The sequence below is a fragment of the Pseudomonas sp. CROZ-RG-20F-R04-15 genome (assembly GCF_022662375.1).
Lineage (GTDB): Bacteria > Pseudomonadota > Gammaproteobacteria > Pseudomonadales > Pseudomonadaceae > Aquipseudomonas.
Genome location: NZ_JAKNQL010000016.1, coordinates 1 through 20,357, shown reverse-complemented (window position 1 = coordinate 20,357; position 20,357 = coordinate 1). Strand labels below are relative to the sequence as shown.

Annotated in this window: 15 protein-coding genes; 11 read left to right on the top strand and 4 right to left on the bottom strand. The window is 60.4% G+C overall.

Going from position 1 to position 20,357, the window contains the following annotated elements; translation table 11 throughout:
- Nucleotides 1–22 precede the first annotated feature (22 nt).
- From L8H52_RS20995 to L8H52_RS20980, 4 genes are all read left to right on the top strand, one after another.
- Nucleotides 23–520: a PAAR domain-containing protein gene (locus L8H52_RS20995; RefSeq protein WP_242208565.1), complete on the top strand. Its 498-nt coding sequence runs from the start codon at nt 23–25 to the stop codon at nt 518–520.
- Between the two features lie 3 nt (nt 521–523).
- Entirely contained in the window at nt 524–1,252 is a 729-nt protein-coding gene (locus L8H52_RS20990) for an alpha/beta hydrolase (RefSeq protein ID WP_242208564.1), read from the top strand.
- Nucleotides 1,252–1,773, top strand: coding sequence for a hypothetical protein (locus L8H52_RS20985; protein WP_242208563.1), 522 nt, complete (start codon nt 1,252–1,254; stop codon nt 1,771–1,773). The genes L8H52_RS20990 and L8H52_RS20985 overlap by 1 nt, the downstream gene beginning before the upstream one ends.
- Before the next feature lie 336 nt (nt 1,774–2,109).
- On the top strand, nt 2,110–3,681 hold the full coding sequence (locus L8H52_RS20980; protein ID WP_242208562.1) for a GGDEF domain-containing protein: 1,572 nt from the start codon (nt 2,110–2,112) through the stop codon (nt 3,679–3,681).
- 144 nt (nt 3,682–3,825) lie between these two features.
- Here the strand turns inward: L8H52_RS20980 and L8H52_RS20975 are convergent, their stop codons facing one another.
- Complete coding sequence (locus tag L8H52_RS20975) at nt 3,826–4,149, bottom strand: hypothetical protein (RefSeq protein ID WP_242208561.1); 324 nt, start codon at nt 4,147–4,149, stop codon at nt 3,826–3,828.
- Nucleotides 4,150–4,335: 186 nt separating this feature from the next.
- On the opposite strand from L8H52_RS20975, the gene L8H52_RS20970 reads away from it, so the two are divergent.
- The gene (locus L8H52_RS20970) at nt 4,336–4,776 is read left to right on the top strand and encodes a carboxymuconolactone decarboxylase family protein (RefSeq protein ID WP_242208560.1); all 441 of its coding nucleotides are present in this window, start codon (nt 4,336–4,338) and stop codon (nt 4,774–4,776) included.
- A gap of 138 nt (nt 4,777–4,914) precedes the next feature.
- Here L8H52_RS20970 and L8H52_RS20965 read toward each other — a convergent pair whose 3' ends face one another.
- Both L8H52_RS20965 and L8H52_RS20960 read right to left on the bottom strand, forming a co-directional pair.
- A complete protein-coding gene (locus L8H52_RS20965) occupies nt 4,915–6,507 on the bottom strand; it encodes a DHA2 family efflux MFS transporter permease subunit (RefSeq protein WP_242208559.1) in 1,593 nt (530 codons plus the stop codon).
- On the bottom strand, nt 6,504–7,613 hold the full coding sequence (locus L8H52_RS20960; protein WP_242208558.1) for an HlyD family secretion protein: 1,110 nt from the start codon (nt 7,611–7,613) through the stop codon (nt 6,504–6,506). The genes L8H52_RS20965 and L8H52_RS20960 overlap by 4 nt, the downstream gene beginning before the upstream one ends.
- Before the next feature lie 251 nt (nt 7,614–7,864).
- Here L8H52_RS20960 and L8H52_RS20955 point away from each other — a divergent pair, with 251 nt between their 5' ends.
- From L8H52_RS20955 to L8H52_RS20930, 6 genes are all read left to right on the top strand, one after another.
- Complete coding sequence (locus tag L8H52_RS20955) at nt 7,865–9,592, top strand: ShlB/FhaC/HecB family hemolysin secretion/activation protein (protein WP_242208557.1); 1,728 nt, start codon at nt 7,865–7,867, stop codon at nt 9,590–9,592.
- A 97-nt stretch (nt 9,593–9,689) separates the two neighbouring features.
- Nucleotides 9,690–14,159: a hemagglutinin repeat-containing protein gene (locus tag L8H52_RS20950; RefSeq protein WP_242208556.1), complete on the top strand. Its 4,470-nt coding sequence runs from the start codon at nt 9,690–9,692 to the stop codon at nt 14,157–14,159.
- Nucleotides 14,160–14,364: 205 nt separating this feature from the next.
- Complete coding sequence (locus L8H52_RS20945) at nt 14,365–14,742, top strand: c-type cytochrome (RefSeq protein WP_242208555.1); 378 nt, start codon at nt 14,365–14,367, stop codon at nt 14,740–14,742.
- A 105-nt stretch (nt 14,743–14,847) separates the two neighbouring features.
- The gene (locus L8H52_RS20940; RefSeq protein ID WP_242208554.1) at nt 14,848–15,339 is read left to right on the top strand and encodes a sigma-70 family RNA polymerase sigma factor; all 492 of its coding nucleotides are present in this window, start codon (nt 14,848–14,850) and stop codon (nt 15,337–15,339) included.
- Between the two features lie 40 nt (nt 15,340–15,379).
- On the top strand, nt 15,380–16,363 hold the full coding sequence (locus L8H52_RS20935; protein ID WP_242208553.1) for a FecR family protein: 984 nt from the start codon (nt 15,380–15,382) through the stop codon (nt 16,361–16,363).
- Nucleotides 16,364–16,461: 98 nt separating this feature from the next.
- Nucleotides 16,462–18,888 (top strand): TonB-dependent receptor, encoded by a 2,427-nt coding sequence (locus L8H52_RS20930; protein WP_242208552.1) that lies wholly within the window; start codon nt 16,462–16,464, stop codon nt 18,886–18,888.
- 84 nt (nt 18,889–18,972) lie between these two features.
- Here L8H52_RS20930 and L8H52_RS20925 read toward each other — a convergent pair whose 3' ends face one another.
- The gene (locus L8H52_RS20925) at nt 18,973–20,124 is read right to left on the bottom strand and encodes an MFS transporter (RefSeq protein ID WP_242208551.1); all 1,152 of its coding nucleotides are present in this window, start codon (nt 20,122–20,124) and stop codon (nt 18,973–18,975) included.
- Between the last annotated feature and the right edge of the window lie 233 nt (nt 20,125–20,357).

Here is a 20,357-nt window from a genome sequence, read left to right as displayed (position 1 = left end):
GTAACATTGCAAGGAGCTGTTCATGAGCGGAAAACCCGCCGCCCGCGTCACCGATCCAACCGCCTGCCCATTGCCGGGACATGGCACCAATCCCATTGTCAGTGGCTCCCCGAATGTGAATTTCGACGGCTTGGCGGCTGCGCGGATGACTGACAAATCCGCCTGCGGCAGCCCGATTACCGGTGCTGTTGCGTCGACGGTGTTCATCAATGGTTTGAACGCCGCGACACTGGACAGCACCGGTGGTCACGGCAATGTCGTCATCGGCGGTTCAGGCACGGTCATCATCGGTGACACAGTGACAGCGGCTCCCTTCAGTGGCTTGTTGCCGATGCCGGTGCATTTCACTGACAGGCTGAAACTGGTCAATGACGTGACCGGTGAGCCCATGCCTGATCATCCTTACGTTATTCAGCGCGCTGACGGACGTCTGGAACATGGGGGGTCTGACGCGAACGGATTTACTCACCAAGTCAGCTCGCACCTGCCGGAAACCATCAAGTTGTTTTTGGAGGAGTAAGGCATGACGGCTGAAACGGTAACGTGCGCGAAGGGCAACAATTACAAGCTGCACAAGGAACATGCGCTGACGGACAAGAAAGATGTCAGCGACAAGCCTGTGCCGGTGGAGAGTACCAAGGCGATTGTGGTTTTTATTGGCGGTGCGGGAGATAAGGAGAGTTATTATTTTTCGGGGCCTTATGAAAACATCCAGGATGCACGGCTTGCATTTGATAGGCGCACTGAGACATTAAAGGGAGAAGGAAAATATAAATCGGAATGGTTGGGTTACAACGAAGTCAGGGGAAAGCAGGACATTCAACGGCACGTGCTAAGCCTTATTCCGTATAAAAGCTGTCCCGTCTATATCGTGGGCCATAGCCTCGGCGGCTGGAATGGTGCGCACCTGTCCAAAATAATGTCGGATTGGGGTTACAGGGTTCAGATGCTGATCACCCTGGATCCTGTGGGTGAAGGGGCTTTGGTTTGGCTGGGCTCAGACATTTATCGCGAACGTCCCACGCCAGTTTCGGTTGATTGGATCAATATCAAGGCAACACCTTCCAAGAGAGACCCATCAGATGGGGTCGCGGACTTCGGGGAAAAATGGATTATCTCCTGCGGACCGTCAATTAACGTAAATGTCGACACGAATCACGCTAACGCACTGGGATTGCTAAACGCCCCAATCGCTGATGGTAAATCTGCAAGTGACTTGTTGTTTGATTCAATCATGAAGGAGTTTCCGTGATGTATAGATTGTTCCTTTGTGTGGTTCTGGCTGTCTGTTCGGGATGTGCAAAGGACCATTCACAGCCTCCGGCAAATTTGAGTTATGTGTCCGTAGACAGGTCGAGCCCCCTTCTATATGTCATCAAATATCAATCCGATGTGGATGTTTTGAACCTGTTTGGCCGAGGCGAAAGGCAAGGGATGGCTTCGGGGACATTGAGGTGCGCGTTAGCGGATGACCACGATTTTTCGGTTGGTAAAGCTATTCAGTATTCTGCGGTGGGGCTGGTGGATTCTGATACAGGCGAAAGCGGCAGCTCCAAATTCTCCTTTTCGACCAGTACATTTATCACTGAAACCTCCAGCGACCGAAGTACGGAGAGAGATCTGTCAGCGTCAGAACTGAACCAACTCCTCGCCAACAAACAACAAATCCCCTGCAAAGTCGTCGTCACCGCCTACGGCTACAAACCTTATTACTCAAATACCATGAATGTCCCCGTCGCGGATCTACTGCGGGAAATCAATAAACCCCGGTAGCAGAAACGGGGGAATTTCAGGCGAATCCCCCGCATCCACGCCCAACTCCTGCCCCACGCGATTGCGCAACGGGCCTATGAGCAGATGCGCGAAAGCGATCCGGCCAGTGCGCGGGCACACCTGCACAGTGCGATGCGGCGCCTGGCCCTTCACAACTGACTAACCGTAAAGGAGCAATCGAAAATAAATCGTCGAACAGCGATCATCCAATCTCGTTGCGCGCCGATATAACTGGGCGGGACCGGGGCGTTTGCCCCGTACATCCCGGTGGGCTACGCTCACAGACATAAGGGTTTACCCGCTGGCGCCCTTGCCGTACCTGCCCAGGACTTGCTTTTGCCTATCCCCATTCACGATCCGCATCAGGCCCCCGGAGGCACCCTTAAACGCCTGCCGCTGCGCAAAGCGGCGGTGCTGTTTATCGTTGCGGTGGGGTTGTGCCTGTCCGGTTTGCTGTACCTGCAACTGGAGCAGTCGCGGCGCCAGGATCTGGCGGTGGCGAAAGTGGCGTCGAGCAACTTGACCCGGGCCATGGCGCAGCAGGCAGAGGACACGTTTCTGGCCGCCGATCTGGTGATGACCAGCCTGGTCGACTGGATTCAGGAGGACGGTTACGGCGCCGCGCAGAAACCACGCTTGCAGAGAACCTTTGCCCGTCGGGTGCAGCAACTCGATCAGTTGCATGGCATGTTCCTCTTCGACACGCAGGGTCAGTGGGTGATTACCTCGTTCGCCGATCTGCCCCGTGGCAACGGCGTGGCTGACCGCGAGTACTTCAAATTCCACCAGCAGAACGCCTCGACGCTGGCGCACATCGGACCGGCGATTCGCAGTCGCGAGAACGGCGAGTGGATCATCCCGATTTCCAAACGCATCAATGATCACGCCGGCAATTTTCAGGGCGTGCTGCTGGCCGGGATCAAGATGTCGTACTTCGACCGTTTCTTCGAAAGCTTCAGCCTCGATGATCAAGGCATCATGTTTCTTGGCCTGAGCGACGGCACCTTGCTCGCCCGCCGACCGTTTGATGAAAAGCTGATCGGCACTTCGCTGGCGCAGGGGCGGATCTATCAGAAGTTGCTGCCGGAGGCGGCTGCGGGCACGGCGATGATCCATTCAGTGGTCGATGGCGTGGTGCGTTTGTACGGTTATCGACGTTTGTCGGCGTATCCGTTGGTGGTGTCGGCGGCGACCTCGCGCGATACGATTCTCAAGGGTTGGTACGAGCGTGCGTTCCAAGCGAGCGTGATTGTCGCGCTGGTGATTCTCGGTGTCGGCCTGTTTGGCTGGGTGTTCATTCATCAAGTGCGCGACGGCGAACGCATCGAGAAGAACTTGCGCAAGGCCCAGCGCGCACTGGAGCAGATTGCGACTCACGACAGCCTGACCGGGTTGGCCAATCGCCGCTTGTTCGAACGATCGCTGGAGATCGAATTCGCACGCGGCGCGCGGCAGGTCAGCCCGGTCAGCCTGATCATGCTCGATATCGATTTCTTCAAGCGCTACAACGATGCCTACGGGCATGTGGCGGGGGACCATTGTCTGACTCAGGTCGCTCAGGTGCTGCGGGCGTGCTGTCAGCGCAAGGCTGATCTGGCGGTGCGCTATGGTGGTGAGGAATTTGCGGTGCTGTTACCGGACACCGATATCAATGGAGCGCTGGCGATCGCCGGGCAGATTCGCCGTAGCGTGATCGATAAACACATCATCCATAGCGGCTCGCCGACCGGGTATCTGACGGTGAGTCTGGGCTGCTATTCGTTTATCCCGAGCGGCAATGACAGCCTGGAAGTGTTTATCCAGCGTGCCGATGCGGCGCTGTATCAGGCGAAAAATGCCGGACGCAATCGCGCGGCGGTGTTGTCGCTGGACAGCGGCCTGGCCGAGTTGATGCGCTCCGATCGCTAACCCAGGCACGACACAAACCCTGTGGGAGCGAGCCTGCTCGCGAAGAGGTCGTGTCAGGCGAATAAAGGTTATCTGACACAACGCCTTCGCGAGCAGGCTCGCTCCCACATGGGACCTTGTCTAATCGGGATGGCTCTTGTTCGTTCAGCCGCCAGTGCCACCGCCCGCACCGCCAGTCCCGCCGCCGGCCGACCCGGTGCCGCCGCCCGCACCCGAACCCGAACCGCTGGCACCACCGTTGGTGCCAGTGCCGCTGTCCATGCCAGTGCCGGAGTTGGCACCGGAACCGCTGCTGGAGCTACCGCCAGAAGGTGCGCCGGGCGTGTTGTCCGGCGGCATGGTCGAACTGCTCGGGCCACCGGATTTAGTGCCTGTGGCGTCAGCGCCGTCGTTGGCGGCGAAGCTGGCGGCCGATGCCGTGGCGAGCAGGCCGGCGAGCAATAACGAGGTGAGTTTGCGCGTGATCATGATCCGTCTCCAGAAAGGGCATGTACCTGATATTGGTCTGACGCGCAGAACCCTTGGTGCCCAGTGGCTGACGAGCGGTCAGCGAGGAAACCGAGTGGCCTCCTGATCTTCTGGAATATTGGCTATTTGCCGAACCGGGTGCGAGGACTAACGTAGCCACACATTCACTTGCTGCCCGGAGCCACCATGAAACCTCGTACCGATTTCTACACCGCCTCCCCAGACGCCCTGAAAGCGATGATCGCCCTGGAAACCGCCGTCTCCAAACTGCCGCTGGAAAAGACCTTGATCGAACTGGTCAAACTGCGTGCTTCGCAGATCAACGGCTGCGCGTTCTGCATCGATATGCACACCGCCGATGCGATCAAGGGCGGCGAAACCCCACGTCGTTTGTTCGCAGTGACTGCATGGCGTGAAGCGCCGTTCTTCAGCGACCGCGAACGCGCTGCGCTGCTGTGGACTGAATCGCTGACCCAACTGAGCCTGACCCATGCGCCGGATGAAGATTACGACGTGGTCGCGGCCCAGTTCTCGCCCAAGGAAATGGTCGACCTGACCGTGGCGATCAGCACCATCAACAGCTGGAACCGTCTGGCCGTAGGTTTCCGCAAAACCCCACAGGCTTAAGCCCAAACGCATAACCCCTGTGGGAGCGAGCCTGCTCGCGAAAGCGGAGTGTCAGATAACAACCATGGTGACTGACACGACGCCTTCGCGAGCAGGCTCGCTCCCACAGGGGAAATGGGCATGGCCAGAAAATAGTGATCAATGCCCATCCGCACTCGGCGCCGCCGGTGGTTGCACCTTGCGCATCAAGGGCACCATCGCGGTGGCGATGACGAAGCACACGCCGATCATCAGAAAGGTGTCGCCGTAGGTCTGCGTCTGCGCCTCACGGTAGGTCAGCAACCACAACTGGCGCAGGCTGGCGGTGACGCCGACGTCGCCGCTCTGGCCCAGATTCGCGAGGTTGCCGCCGACCTGCGACAGCCACTGATTCATCGCTTCATTGCTGCTGTTCAGATGCTCGGCCAGCCGCGTGAAGTGCAGGTTGGTGCGGTCATTGAGAATGGTCGCGCATGCCGCAATACCAATCGCCCCGCCCAGATTGCGCATCAGATTGAACAGGCCCGACGCATGTTTCAGCCGCGCCGGCGCCAACCCTCCCAAGGTCAACGTCACTGCTGGCGGCACTGCCAGTTGCTGGGCGATCCCGCGCAACGCTTGCGGCAACATTAATTGTCCCGCGCCCCAGTCGTGGGTGATCGGGCTGAACTCCCACATCGACACCGCGAACAGACCCAGACCGACCATCATGATCCAGCGCAGATCAACGCGATTGGCCAGAAAGGCATACAGCGGAATCGCCATGATCTGGAACACGCCGGTGGAGAAAACCGCCAGACCAATGTCCAGCGCGCTGTAGCCGCGCACCCGGCCGAGGAACAGCGGCGTCAGGTAAATTGTCGCAAACAGGCCGATGCCAGTGACGAACGAAAAGAAGCAGCCGAGGGCGAAATTGCGATCCTTGAGTGCGCGCAGATCGACGATCGGATTGGCCACGTGCAAGGTGCGGCCAATGAACGCCAATCCCGCGAGGCCGCTGATCCACGCCGTGGTCAGAATGGTCTGGTCGCTGAACCAGTTCCAGCGCGGGCCTTCTTCGAGGGTGTACTCCAGGCAACCAAGAAACAGCGCGAGAAACACCATGCTCAAATAGTCCGCGCCCTTGAGCAGCGACAGTTCCGGCTGGTCGATTTTCACCAGCATCGGCACCGCCACGGCGACGAAAATTCCCGGCACCAGGTTGATATAGAACAGCCAGTGCCACGAGGAAATGTCGGTGATCCAGCCACCGATCACCGGCCCCAGTGTCGGCGCCAATGACGCGACCGCGCCGATGGTCGCGGCGGCGATTACCCGTTGTTTGCCGGTGAAGAAAAAGAACGCCGTGGTGAACACCAGCGGAATCATCGAGCCACCGAGAAAACCTTGCAGCGCCCGAAAGGCAATCATGCTCTGGATGTTCCAGGCCACGCCGCAGAGCAGGCTGGCGAGGGTGAAACCGACCGCCGACGCGCAGAACAACCAGCGTGTCGAGAACACGCGCGACAGCCAGCCCGACAATGGAATCACGATGATTTCGGCGATCAGGTAACTGGTCTGCACCCACGCGGTTTCGTCGGTGCCGGCGGACAGTCCGCCGCCAATATCGCGCAGCGACGCCGAGACAATCTGGATATCCAGCAACGCGATGAACATGCCAATGCACATCGTCGCGAAGGCGAACACCTTGGTCGCGGTCGCCATGTCCGCCGCGTTGAATGGCTGTGCAGGGGCGGCGAGGGTGCTGCTCATGGCGCGACGGCCACGGCAGTGGTTTCAGGTTGCGCGCGGGTGTCGACTTCCGCCGTTACCGACAGGCCCGGGCGCAAGTGCCCGAGTACGCCGTCAGCCGGGTCGAGGAGGATCCGTACTGGCACACGCTGGACGATTTTGGTGAAGTTGCCGGTGGCGTTTTCCGGCGGCAGCACACTGAATTGTGAGCCGGTCGCCGGGGCAAGGCTGTCGAGGCGGCCGTGGAACTCCTGACCGGAGAGCACGTCGGCGCGGATGCTTACGCGCTGTCCGGGTTTCATCCGCGCCAGTTGGTCTTCCTTGAAATTGGCATCGACCCACAGGCCGCTGGCCGGCACCACTGACAACTGCTGTGAACCGGCCTGGGCGTAAGCGCCAACGCGTGCACGACGGTTGCCGATCACCCCATCGACCGGCGCGCGCAGTTCGGTGTAGCCGACGTTCAACTGCGCCAGATCACGTTCGGCGCGGGCTTGCTGGAGGGCTGCGCGGGCCTGTTGTTTCTGCGTATCGATCACCGCCAGTTGGCGTTGCGCGGCGAGCAGTTCGGCCTGGGCGCGGGCGCTCAGGGCTTGCGCGGTTTTGAAGGTGGCGTCGGCGCGTTGTGCGCTTTCCACGGACACGGCATTGGTGGTCACCAGGCGTTTGTAGCGCGCGTTGTCATCTCGCGAACGCGCGGTTTCTGCGCCGGCGGCATCGATGCCGGCGCGGGCCTGACCGATCACTGCTTGTTGCAGTTGTTCGGTGGCGTCGAGGTTGGCCAGCAGCGCTTCTTCTGCAGCGACGGCACCTTCGGCCTTGGCCAGATTGGCGCGATAGTCGCGGGCGTCGAGGCGGATCAACACGTCGCCGGCCTTTACGTGCTGGTTGTCGCTGACCAGCACTTCGTCGATGTAGCCGGCGACTTTCGGCCCGATCACCGTAACATCGCCACCAATATAGGCATCGTCGGTTTCTTCAAGAAAACGCCCGGCACCCCACCAATGCACGGTGTAGACCCCGGCGAAGATCAGCGCGAGCAAACCGATACCGGGAAGCAACAGACGTTTAAGCAGCGGCGGCTTGGTCTTTACCGCAACAGGTTCGAGAGTGGGCATGCTGGTCATCGCGTCATTCCTGCAGAAATGGATCGTTATTACGGCCGTAATATTACGCGAGTAATATTTTGTGGCAATTCATTTTTGGCGCCGATCGTCAGTTCGCGGCATTCAAAAAAGCTGCATTTCTAAAAAGCTGATCATTTGTTTAAGAAATGTAAGCGCTGTAGGAAGCGTCTTGCTTTTGTGTGGGATGGCTCCGACTATCACGATCATTGATGACATGGCATTACGCCATTTGATGATCGCAAGGAAGTTGCGTGCCGTTTCCGTTTCGCGCTGTTTTTCGCCGTCGTTCCACGCTTTGCCCGCTGCTGTCGGCCTTTGTGTTGAGTGTCTGTGCCTCCTCGATTGAAGCTGCCGAACCTGTCGCGCCGGGCCAGGAAGTGCTGCGCCAGCAACAACAGCAACAGCGCGATCTGCAACAACTGCAACTTGAACAAAGAAAACGGCAATTGCAGCGCGGCGCGTTCGGCCCGACGCCGATCACCCCAGCCATCCCGCCAACCGTTGCCCCCGATGAACGTTGCTGGCCGTTGAGCGGCACGCGCATTGGCGGCGTCACGCTGATCGACAGCGACAAGCTCAATGCGCGGATCAAACCGCTGCTGGCGCCGTGCATGGGCGTCGGTCAGATCAATCATCTGCTCGCGACCATCACCGCGAGCTACGTCGACAAGGGCTACATCGCCAGCCGCCCGTATCTGGTCAGCGCACCGGCAGCGGGACAGTCGCTGGATATTCGTGTTGACGAAGGCTACATCGAGTCCATCGAACTGGCCGATCAAAGTCTGCCGGTTTCGTTGGCTGGCGCGTTCCCGGGAATGCTCGGCGAGCCGTTGAACCTGCGCGATCTGGAGCAGGGCCTCGATCAGTTGAATCGCCTGCGCTCGATCGATCTCACCGCCGACATCGCCCCCGGCAGCCAGCCCGGCGCCTCGCGCATCATTCTGCGCTCGCGCGGTGCCACGCCGTCACGCTGGGCTTTGAATGCCGGGATCGACAACCTCGGCAGCGCCAGCACCGGACGTGATCGCGACACGGTCAGCCTGAGTCTCGACAGCCCGCTGCAACTCAACGATTTGTTGAGCCTCAGCGCCAGCGACACGCTCAATCAGGGCGATCGTTACAGCCGCAACGCCAGCCTGTATTACGCGATCCCCTACGGCTACTGGACCTACAGCGTGTTCGCCAGCCACGCCGAATATCGTGCGCCGTTCAAACTGCCGAGCGTGACCTTTCACAGCACTGGCATCACCGACCAGGTCAGCCTGCGCGCCGACCGCGTGTTGTGGCGCGACCAGAGCCGTCAGCTCAGCGCCAACCTGCAACTGGCGCACAAGGATGTCGACAGCTATCTGCAAGACGTTCGCCTCGGGATTCAGAGCCCGACGCTGACGGTGGCCGAGGCCGGACTCAATCTGTTCTGGCTCGACCGCGCGGTGTGGAACCTCGACGTCAATTACGCCCAGGGCCTGCGCTGGTTTGGCGCTGACGACGATTCACAACAGCAGATCAACAATCTGCCCAAGGCGCAGTTTCGCAAGTACCGCGCCGGCCTCAGCCAATGGCGCAATGGCCAGTTCGGCGCGCAGGCGTGGCAATGGCAGAGCCAACTCAATATGCAGTACAGCCCGGACCCGTTGCCGGCCATCGAACAGTTGCTCGGCACCGACGATTCGGCTGTGCGCGGCTATCGGGTCAGCAGTGCCTCCGGTGTCAGCGGTGCGATCTGGCGCAATACCTTGCGCCTGCCGCTGCGCAGTGAGTGGCCGCTGCAGATCACCCCGCGTGTGGGCCTCGACCACGGCTGGATCAAGGCTGATCACGGTGCTCAGGGGCAACGCCTGAGCGGTGCCAGTGTCGGTCTGAATCTGGGCTGGAAGAACCTGCAAGTGGATGTCGATTACCAACGCGCACTCAACACACCGAGCGGTTTGCAGCACGAGCCAGAGACCTGGCTGATGCGCGTAGGCCTGCAAATCTGAACAACGCAGTGAACAAACAGCCGTCGGATCTGAGCGCGTCAGCCACGGCCAAGACTAAACGCGCAACGTGATGCCGTACTCACATGGAGACGTTTTTATGCCAGCACACACCTTTGCATTTCATCTTTCGCCTCGGGGCAAATTGCGCTGGGCGATTGCCAGCCTGTTCTTCGCCGTACACCTGCCGAGCGCGCTCGCCGGCGGTGTCGTGGTTGCGCCGGGACCCGGTGGCACCGCGCAATTGCAGACCCAGGGCGGTGTGCCCATCGTCAACATCGTCGCGCCCAACGGTTCGGGCCTGTCGCACAACCAGTTCCTCGACTACAACGTCGACCGTCAGGGCCTGGTCCTGAACAACGCCCTGCAGGCCGGGCAGTCGCAATTGGCCGGGCAACTGGCGGCCAACCCGCAACTGCAAGGCCAGGCGGCGAGCGTGATCCTCAACGAAGTGATCAGCCGCAATCCGTCCGCCATCAACGGCGCGCAGGAAATCTTCGGCCGGCCCGCCGATTACGTGCTGGCCAACCCTAACGGCATCTCGGTCAATGGCGGCAGTTTCATCAATACGCCGAACGCTAATTTGGTGGTCGGTCGCCCGGAATTGAATGACGGCAAACTGCAAAGTCTGAACAGCCGCGATGCCAGCGGTCAGTTGCAGATTCACAGCGGCGGCCTGCGCAACGGCGAGGGCTCGATCAACCTGATCGCACCGCGTATCGACAGTCAGGGCGCGATCACGACGCGCGACCAATTGAACCTCACGGTCGGGCGCAATCAGGTTGATTACGCCAGCGGTCAGGTGAACAACGTCGATCCATCGGGCAATACTTCCGATCAACGCATCGACGCCAGCCTGTTCGGCGCGATGCAGGCCGGGCGCATCAATATTGTCAGCACCGCCGAAGGTGCCGGCGTGCGGGTTGGCGCGGTGCAAGTGGCCGGGCGTGACGGCGTGCAGATTCGTTCCGCCGGTGACTTGAGTGTCAGCGGTGAAGCGCTGACCAACAGCCTCGACGTGACCCGTGCCGGTATTCGCAGCAGTCAGGGCGATGTTGGTTTGCACAGCGGCAAGGACCTGACCCTGGCCGCGACTGATGTCAGCGCTCGCGACGTCACACTCGACGCCAAACGCAACCTGACCTTGTCGACGGTCGAAAGCCGCAAGCTGCAGGAAAAGCGCGAAAACTGGAACAACAGCACCATCGGCATCACTTGGGAAACCTACAATCGCACCCAGACCGACAGTGAGTCGCGCCAGCACGGCAGCCAGATTATCGCCAGCCGCGACGCTAAATTGTCGTCCGGCAAAGACACCGAACTCAAAGCCGCCAAAGTCGAAGCCGCGAACAATCTCGACGTGCAAAGCGGCGGCGATCTGCGCCTGACTGCGGCCACTGAAAGCCATACGCAAACCGATCAAGGCAATCACCGCAAACACCTGTGGAAAGCCGACTGGAACAGCAGCAGCGAAGAGCAGCGCAGTGTCACCAGCCAGCTGAAGGCCGGCAATATCGCCCTGCAAACCGCCGCACTTTTGCGCACCGAAGGCGCTGAGTTGAGCAGCGCCGGCGATGTGCAACTGGCCGGCAAACAGGTGGAAATCACCACCGCCACACGGACCAATCGCAGCAGCGACAATCGCTATTCCGGTGACCTGGTTGGCGGTGGTTTCTTCGGCAAGACCGGCGATGCCGACAAGGGCAAGACCCAGCATCAGGGCAGCAAGGTCAACGCCAGCGGCAAGTTGATCGTCAAGGCTGACGACGTGCGCATCAGCGGCAGCCAGGTGCGCGGCGGCAGCGACGCCAGCGTGATCAGCGATAAAGGTTCGCTGGTCATCGATGGCGTGCAGGACACCTCGCACAGCAACAACCATGACAAGGACAGCAAGTTCTTCGGCATCAGCAAGGACGAGTCGCGGCAGAACAGCAAAGACAGCAGCACCGTGCGCAGTGAGCTGGTGTCTGACAGCAATCTCAAGCTCAAAAGCGCCAAGGACATTGAAGTGGCGGGCTCGACGGTCAAGGCAGACGGTGCATTGACCGCCGATGCAGCGGGCGACATCAACGTGCATTCTGCGCAGAACACTCACGACAGCACCGACACCACGCAAACCCGTGGCTTCGATGCGTACGCCAAAGAGCAAACGCCGGAGCAATATCGCGCCGGGATTCACTACCAAGACAAACAGCAAACCGTCACCCGCAACGATGTTACCCAGCAGGGCTCCAGCCTCAGCGGTGGCAGTGTGCAGGTGAAGGCTGGCGGTGACGTCACGCTCAAAGGCGCAGAGGTGAAATCCACCGCAGGCGACACCAAGTTGAGCGGCAAGAATGTCTCGTTGCTCGCCGAAGCTGACAGTCACAAAACCGCTACCGACACCTCCAGCACTGGCGGTGGTTTCTACTACACCGGCGGCCTCGACCGTGCCGGCAGCGGCGTCGATTTCGCCCACAGCACGGCGCAGGATTCGACCAGCAAAACCACTGCGCAAACCAGCAGTGTGCAGAGCAACGGTGGCCTGACGATCAATGCTGACAAACTCGCCACCGAAGGCGCGCAACTCAAGGCTGGCAACGGTCTGAACGTCGCCGCCAACGAGATCGACAACCGCGCGGCCAGCAACAGCGAAAGCAGCACGCACAACGACAGCAACTGGTCGGCGGACATCGGCGCCAACGTCGAATACAAGGACATCGCCCGGCCGATCGCGGGCGCAGTCAAGGACGTGCTCAACGGCAAGGTGCCGGACAAGGACGCACTGGCCAAGCTCGGTCAGCCGAATGTCGGTATCGACGTTGCGGTCGGTCATGGCAGCGCGAGCAAAACCGAGCAGAGCAGCAACGCTGTGGTCAGCCGTTTTGACGGCGGCACTGTCGATGTGAAAACCACCGGCACGCTGCATGACCAAGGCACGCAATACAACGCAAGCGCCGGCCAAGTGAACATCAGCGCTGACCAACTGCTTGCCGATGCTGCGAGCAATACGCATAGCAGCAACGCTAACGCGGTGGATGCCAAGGTCGACGTGCGCGTCTACACCAAGACCGGTGAAGACGTGAACGTCGCTGGCAGCGGCGCGGGAGGCAGCAGTGCCTCGAGCAAGGAAAGTTCCAGCGCCGTCGTCGGCGCTTATGCCGGCAGCCAGGGTGTGAACATCAAGGTCGGTGGCGATGCGCAGTTCGCCGGCAGTCGTTTCGACGGCGGGCAGGGCGGTGTGAGCATCAAGACGGGCGGTGATCTGGCGCTGAATCAGGCCAGCGACCGCCAGACCAGCAATGACAGCAGCCTGCGTGGCAATGGCTCACTGACGGTCGGCACCTTGCCGGGCACCGACGGCACCAACGTCGACCTCGGCGCCGGTTTCCAGCTCGATCACACCGGCAAGCAAACCACTGACACCCAGGCCCGTGTGGCGAGCATCAGCGGCAACGGCCCGGTGCAACTCAGCAGCGGCGGTGATCAAGTCCAGCAAGGCACGAAAATCGACAGCGCCGGCGCCATCGATTTGCACGCCGACGGCAAGCTCGATCTGCAAGCGGCCACCGACACGCACACCGCCACCGGCAGCAACCTCGGCGGCGGCTTGAAGGGCGGCGGCAGCAAAACCAGCAGCGAGAAGAGTCGTGATCAGGGCGGCAATCTGAGCGGCAATTTCAATATCGGTCGGGTCAACGAGGATTCGAAAACCCTCAGCGGTGGCCAGCTCAGCAGCCAGAACGGCATCGTGTTGAGCGGTGATTCGATCCACCTGCAAGGCACTCAGGTCAGCGCATCGAACGTCAGCATCGACGCGCAGAAGGGTGGCTATGTGCAGGAATCGGCGCAGTCCAGCGACAACCGCAATAACTGGAATGTAGCGTTGAACGCCGGCGGCAACCTGAGCAGCAAAACTCCGACCGCTGAGGATGAGAAGGCCAGCAGCGATCACGGTTTCAATGCTGGGGCCAAGGTGGGCGTGGATTACTTGCAGGGCAGCGCCCAGCAGAACAGTCAGATCAAGGCTGACCATGTGGTGTTGAACAGTGCCGGTGATGTACAGCTTTCGGGTGCGCGGATCGACGCTAAAGATGTCAGCGGCAAGGTCGCGGGTGATCTAACTATCGAAAGCCGTCAGGACGTAACCAACCACGCCAATGTCGATGTCGATCTGGGCCTGACTGCGAAAAAAAATCCACCGAGCGATAAAGAGAAACTCGCCGGCACCGACTACAAACCGACGCTGAAAGTGCAGGGTGAGTACGCGCACAAGAGCAGTGTGGCGCAGGCGTCCGGGATCAGTGCCAGCCAAGGTGTAAACCTTACCGTAGGCGGCACGACACAACTGATCGGCGCGCGGATTTCGGCGACGGACGGGAAGGTTGAACTGGGTGGTTCGAAGGTCAGCAGCACTGACCTGAGCAACCGTGACTACGGTGTGAAAGCGGGCCTGGATCTACCGCATAAAGCCGAGGAAAACGCACCGAAGGTTTCCCTGGAAAACGGCAACCTGAAAGTCGGCCCGGTCACCCTGAGCGGGCATCTGGACACCCAGACCCTGCAAGCGGGCATCGACGAAAAAGGCTGATGCAATGGTCACTGGTGGATGCACTGAACCTGCACTCACCCAAAACCCTGTGGGAGCGAGCCTGCTCGCGAAAGCGTCCGTTCAGTCAATGCAGTAAATGACTGGCGGACCGCCTTCGCGAGCAAGCTCGCTCCCACTTTGTTTTGCGCCAAGCGTTAAATCTCGCGCATCATGCGCGACCTTAAATCCGCCAGGGAGGCAAACAATGAAGACAGCATTCGTCGCAGTACTCGGGGCAATGTGGATTGCTCAACCATCCGTGTCCTTCGCGGATAACAGCAATGGCAAAAACCTCTATTCGCAGCGCTGCGCTGTGTGCCACGGTGCCGATATAAAAGGCACCGGGCCGTTGGCGCATAAAAGCAATCCGCCTACACCTGACCTGACAACGCCTGCGTTCAAAAAACGCCTGAATGATTATCCGGGCGTGATTGTGTCGTCGATCATCCTTCGCCCGAACGGCAACCTGATTCCAAAAACGTTGCAGGAGAACGGGGTAAAAATACCGCCGCACGCCTGGAGCATTAAGGATCTGCGCGATCTGCATGACTACATGAGTGGTGTGATTGCGCTAGCACGCTGATCTTCAGTTGCTGCACTGAAGGTCGGTCGAGGAATCCATTGCTTCGCCTTAATAGGAAGCATTACTATTCACGCCCCTTTCCTCAGCACGCCACCCATACCCCCAATGCGTCCCCGCAGACCCGGCTTTTTCGAGCATTACGAAGAGTTGATCGGCACCTGGACTCGTCGCCTGCGCAATCGCGCGCAGGCCGAGGATCTGGCGCACGACACCTTTGTGCGGGTGCTTGAGTCGGATTCGGCGGCGGTGCAGCAGCCACGGGCGTATTTGCACCAGACCGCGCGCAATATTGCGGTCGACGGTTATCGGCGTGAGGATCGGCGCGGCGCCATGGAGTCACAGGCCCTTGATCACAGTGAGTCGTCATCCGGCGACCCGGAGCATTACATGCATGCGATCCAGTTGGCCGACTCCATCGAGCGGGCGCTCGCCGAGTTGCCGATCAATTGCCGGAAGATTTTTGTCTGGCAGAAGATCGAAGGCCTGACCCAGGCCGAAATCGCCGAACGCCTGGGGCTGTCCAAGAACATGGTCGAAAAGTATATGATCCGCACCCTGCGGCATCTGCGTGATCGCCTCGACGGGTTGCAGTCATGAGCCGCTGCGACATTTCCTCCCCAGCCCAACAGGACATTCCATGATGGATACGCGTGATTGCGCGTGCGGGCAAACAACGGTGCGCGATGACGCGGCTCGCTGGTTTGTGCGTTTGCAGGAGCCGGCCGTCAGTGCCGACGAGCAGCAGCGCTTTGACGCCTGGCTGAATGAACATCCGCAGCACCGTGACGAATTTCAGTTGCTGCAGGGCTTGTGGTCGGCGGCCGATCTGCTCCCGGCGCCACGCCTCAAAGCCCTCGCTGAAACCCCGCCGAACCGACGCCAACGCCGTCCGTTGTTGCGTTATGCCGTGGCCGCCAGTGTGCTGGCGGTGGCGCTCGGGCTGGGCTTGTTCAGTGGCTTGAATCATCCGGGCGGCTACAGCGCCGATTTCGCCACAGCGTTGGGCGAGCGTAAACATGTGGCGCTGCCGGACGGTTCGGTGATCGATCTGAACAGCCGCAGCCGTTTGCAGGTGCGTTTTGAAAAGGATCGTCGTGTCATCGAATTGAGCGAAGGCGAGGCGATGTTCAGCGTCGCGCACGACACTTCCCGTCCATTCGTGGTCGAGGCGGGCAGCGGCAAGGTCACGGTCACTGGCACTCGCTTTGACGTGCGCCGCGATGTCGCGCAAACCCGCGTGGCGGTGGAGCAGGGCACGGTGAAAGTGCAGGGGCGCGATGCAGCGGATGATCAGTTCATCAGCCTGACTGCCGGCCTCGGCACCCATGTCGATGCACAAGGCAAAGTCTCCGCAGCCTATGCGGTGAACCCGGCGGAGCTGACGGCGTGGCGTGGCGGCAAACTGGTGTTCAACAACGCCAGCCTCAGCGAAGTCGCCGCCGAAGTGTCGCGTTATCGTGAGAAGCCGCTGACTGTTGCCAATCCGGCAGTGGCCAGTCTGCGTCTGACCAGCGTGTTCAAATCCGACAACACCGATGCCTTGCTCAAAGCCTTGCCGAGCATCCTGCCGGTAGCCGTTCGCACCCTCGCGGATGGCACTGAGGAAATAATCGCAAAATAAAATTCAGGTTTTTTTCGAGTTCATCGTCTTCCTGTTCAACTGCAACTGGTTTGCATTAACAGCCGCACACTCTTGCGATCCACAGGACTACGTACGACGTGAAAAACACCCCTGCCAACAACAAAAAATTCCCTTGGTTGCCGCTGGCCCTTGCGTTGGCGGTCAACGCTGTCGTGCCGCTGGCGTTTGCCGGTGAAGCCATTCATATCCGTGCGCAGCCGTTGGGCCAGGCCCTGAGTGAACTGGGCCAGCAAACTTCGCTGCAAGTGTTTTTCAGCCCGGACCTGGTCGCCGGCAAACAGGCCCCGGCGGTCGACGGCGATATCTCTCCGGAGCAGGCTTTGCGCCAATTGCTGCAGGGCAGCGGTCTGGATTATCAGATCAACGAAGGGTCGGTGACCCTGTCGCCCGCCGCGACTTCCGCCGCCAGCAACGGCCCGCTGGAATTGGGCGTCACCGACATCAAAGTGGTCGGCGACTGGCTCGGCGATGCCAATGCCGCCGTGGTGCAGAACCATCCGGGCGCGCGCACGGTGATCCGCCGCGAAGCGATGGTCGAGCAGGGCGCAATGAACGTAAGTGACGTGCTCAAGCGTGTGCCGGGCGTGCAGGTGCAGGACTCCAACGGCACCGGCGGCAGCGATATTTCGCTGAACGTCGGCGTGCGCGGTCTGACCTCGCGTCTGTCGCCGCGCTCCACCGTGTTGATCGATGGTGTGCCGGCGGCGTTCGCCCCGTACGGCCAGCCGCAACTGTCGATGGCGCCAATTTCTTCGGGCAACCTCGACAGCATTGACGTGGTGCGCGGCGCCGGTTCGGTGCGTTATGGGCCGCAGAACGTCGGCGGCGTGATCAACTTCGTCACTCGCGCGATCCCGGAAAAAGCCACCGGTGAAATCGGCACCACCCTGGAAACCACCCAGTACGGTGGCTGGAAACACATCGACACCGCGTTCCTCGGCGGCACCGCCGACAACGGCATGGGCGTGGCGTTGCTGTATTCCGGCGTCAACGGCAACGGCTACCGCGAGCGCAACAACGGCAATGACATCGATGACGTGCTGCTCAAGACGCACTGGGCGCCGACCGATCAGGACGATTTCAGCCTCAACTTCCACTACTACGACGCCACGGCCGACATGCCCGGCGGTCTGACACAGAGGCAGTACGACGATAAACCGTACGACTCGGTGCGGGACTACGACCAATTCACCGGTCGGCGCAAAGATGTGTCGTTCAAGTGGATCCGCCAGATCGACGAGCGCACCCAAGCGGAAATCCTCACCTATTACACCGACAGCTTCCGTGGCAGCACCATCGCCGCTCGCGACCAGAAAACCCTCAGTTCATACCCGCGTTCGTATTACACGCTGGGCATCGAGCCACGGGTGTCGCGGGTTTTCGATGTCGGCCCGACCACCCAGGAAGTCAGTGTCGGTTATCGCTACCTGAAAGAGGCGATGCACGAATCGTCGAGCCGAGTGGCGCTGGTCAACAACCAGCCGGTGCTCACGCCGACCTCTGATGGCCACATATTCCAGGACCGCACCGGCGGCACCGAGGCCAACTCGGTTTACATCGATAACAAAATCGATGTCGGCAACTGGACCATCACCCCCGGCATTCGCTTCGAACACATCAGCACCGACTGGCATGAACGCGCGGTGCTCGATACGGCCGGCAAACCGGTGCAGGCGAAAAACCGCAGCATCGAGAGCAACGAACCGCTGCCGGCGCTGAGCGTGATGTATCACCTGTCGGACGCGTGGAAACTGTTCGCCAACTACGAAACCTCGTTTGGCAGCCTGCAGTATTTCCAGCTCGGTCAGGGCGGCTCGGGTGATCAGACCGCCAACGGTCTGGAGCCGGAAAAAGCCAAGACCTACGAGATCGGCACGCGCTACAACGATGACGTGTGGGGCGGTGAAGTGACGCTGTTCTACATCGACTTCGACGACGAACTGCAATACATCAGCAACGACGTGGGCTGGACCAACCTCGGCGCGACCAAGCACCAGGGTATCGAAGCCTCGGTGCACTACGACATGGCGGCGCTGGATCCGCGCCTCGATGGCTTGACCGCCAACGCGGGTTTCACTTACACCCGCGCTACTTATGAAGGCGAGATTCCGGGCTTCAAGGGCCGTGATCTGCCGTTCTATTCGCGGCAGGTGGCAACCGTCGGTTTGCGTTACGACATCAACCGCTGGACCTACAACCTCGACGGTTTTGCCCAGTCGAAACAGCGCTCGCCGGGCACCGGGGTTAACGCTGATGGCAGCTTCAACGGCAACTACATCACTGACGGCACCGCAGACGGGCAATACGGTGACATTCCGGGTTACGTGACCTGGAACGTGCGTGGTGGCTATGACTTCGGGCCGCAGGTGTCGAATTTGAAACTGGGCGCGGGGGTGAAGAACGTTTTCGACAAGCAGTACTTCACCCGATCGAGCGACAACAATTCGGGGATGTATGTGGGCGCACCAAGGACGTTCTTTGTGCAGGCAAGCGTCGGTTTCTGATAGACCGCATCAGCTTCTTCGCGAGCAGGCTCGCTCCCACATGGATCACTGAGTCCTGTGGGAGCGAGCCTGCTCGCGAAGCTTTTAGACTTTAAGGACTTTCCCGCCGATGGCCACCGCGACCAACAGCACCGCCATCAAGCCAAAGGCGAAACTCAAACTGCTGGCATGGGCGACAAAGCCGATCACCGCCGGCCCCGCCAGAATCCCTGCATAACCGAGCGTGGTAATGGCCGGCACGGCGATGCTCTCCGGCATCACCGTCTGCTTGCCCACCGCCGTGTACAGCACCGGCACGATGTTCGAGCAACCAGCGCCGACCAGCGCATACCCCACCAGCGCTGCTTCCCAGCTCGGCGCGAACGTCGCCAGAAACAGACCGGCAGCCGCCAATAGGCCACCAAACAGAATGATCCGCGTGGCACCGACCAGCCGCACAATCCGGTCACCCATCAAGCGTCCGGCTGTCATGGTCAGGGCAAACGCTGCGTAACCCAATCCCGCATACGCGGTGTCGATCCCGCGTTCCTGCGCCAGGAACACCGCGCTCCAGTCCAGCGCTGCGCCTTCGGTGAGAAAGACGATGAAGCACATCCCGCCGATAAACAGCACGATGCCGTGCGGGATGGCGAATGCCGGGCCCGAGCTTTCACTGCCGTAGGGCAACATGTGCGGCACGCATTTGAACAGCGCCGCGATCAGCACGACGACCACCACCAGCATCGCGGCGAGCGGCGTCAGTCCGAGGCCGAGCAAGGCACTGACCCCCGCCGCGCCGACAATCCCGCCGAGACTGAACAGACCGTGAAAACCCGACATCATGTTCTTGCCGCTGGCGCGCTCGACGATCACCGCTTGCAGGTTCACCGTCGAATCCACCGTACCGAGGCCGGCGCCGAACATGAACAGCGTGGCGATCAGCGCCGGTATCGACGACACCGTGGCCAGCAACGGCAACGCCGCGCAGATCAACAAGGTGCCGCCGGTGGCGACGCGCCGACAGCCGAAGCGCGTGGCCAGAATCCCCGCCAGTGGCATCGCCAGAATCGAACCGACACCGAGGCACAACAACAGCAAACCGAGTGTGCCTTCGTCGAGTCCGGCGCGCGCCTTGGCGTACGGCACCAAAGGGGCCCACGCGGCAATGCCGAGGCCGGCAATGAAAAAGGCGATGCGCGTGGACGTCTGTTGCAGGCGTCCGGGGACGAAGGTGTCTTGGGGGGGGAGGCTGGTCATATCGATCCTTGGCAAAAAACATCGCGTCCCCGAAGGACAGTGATATGGCGTCGAGGTTCGATCGCGGGGGTTCGGGGATCTGCAGACGACATCCTAACCTGTAGGAGTGAGCCTGCTCGCGATAGCGGCGTGTCAGATAAAGAAAATATCGGCTGACCCACCGCTTTCGCGAGCAAGCTCGCTCCCACATTGAATGGAGCGGGCTCACTAATCAGCGGTCATGCACATACCCC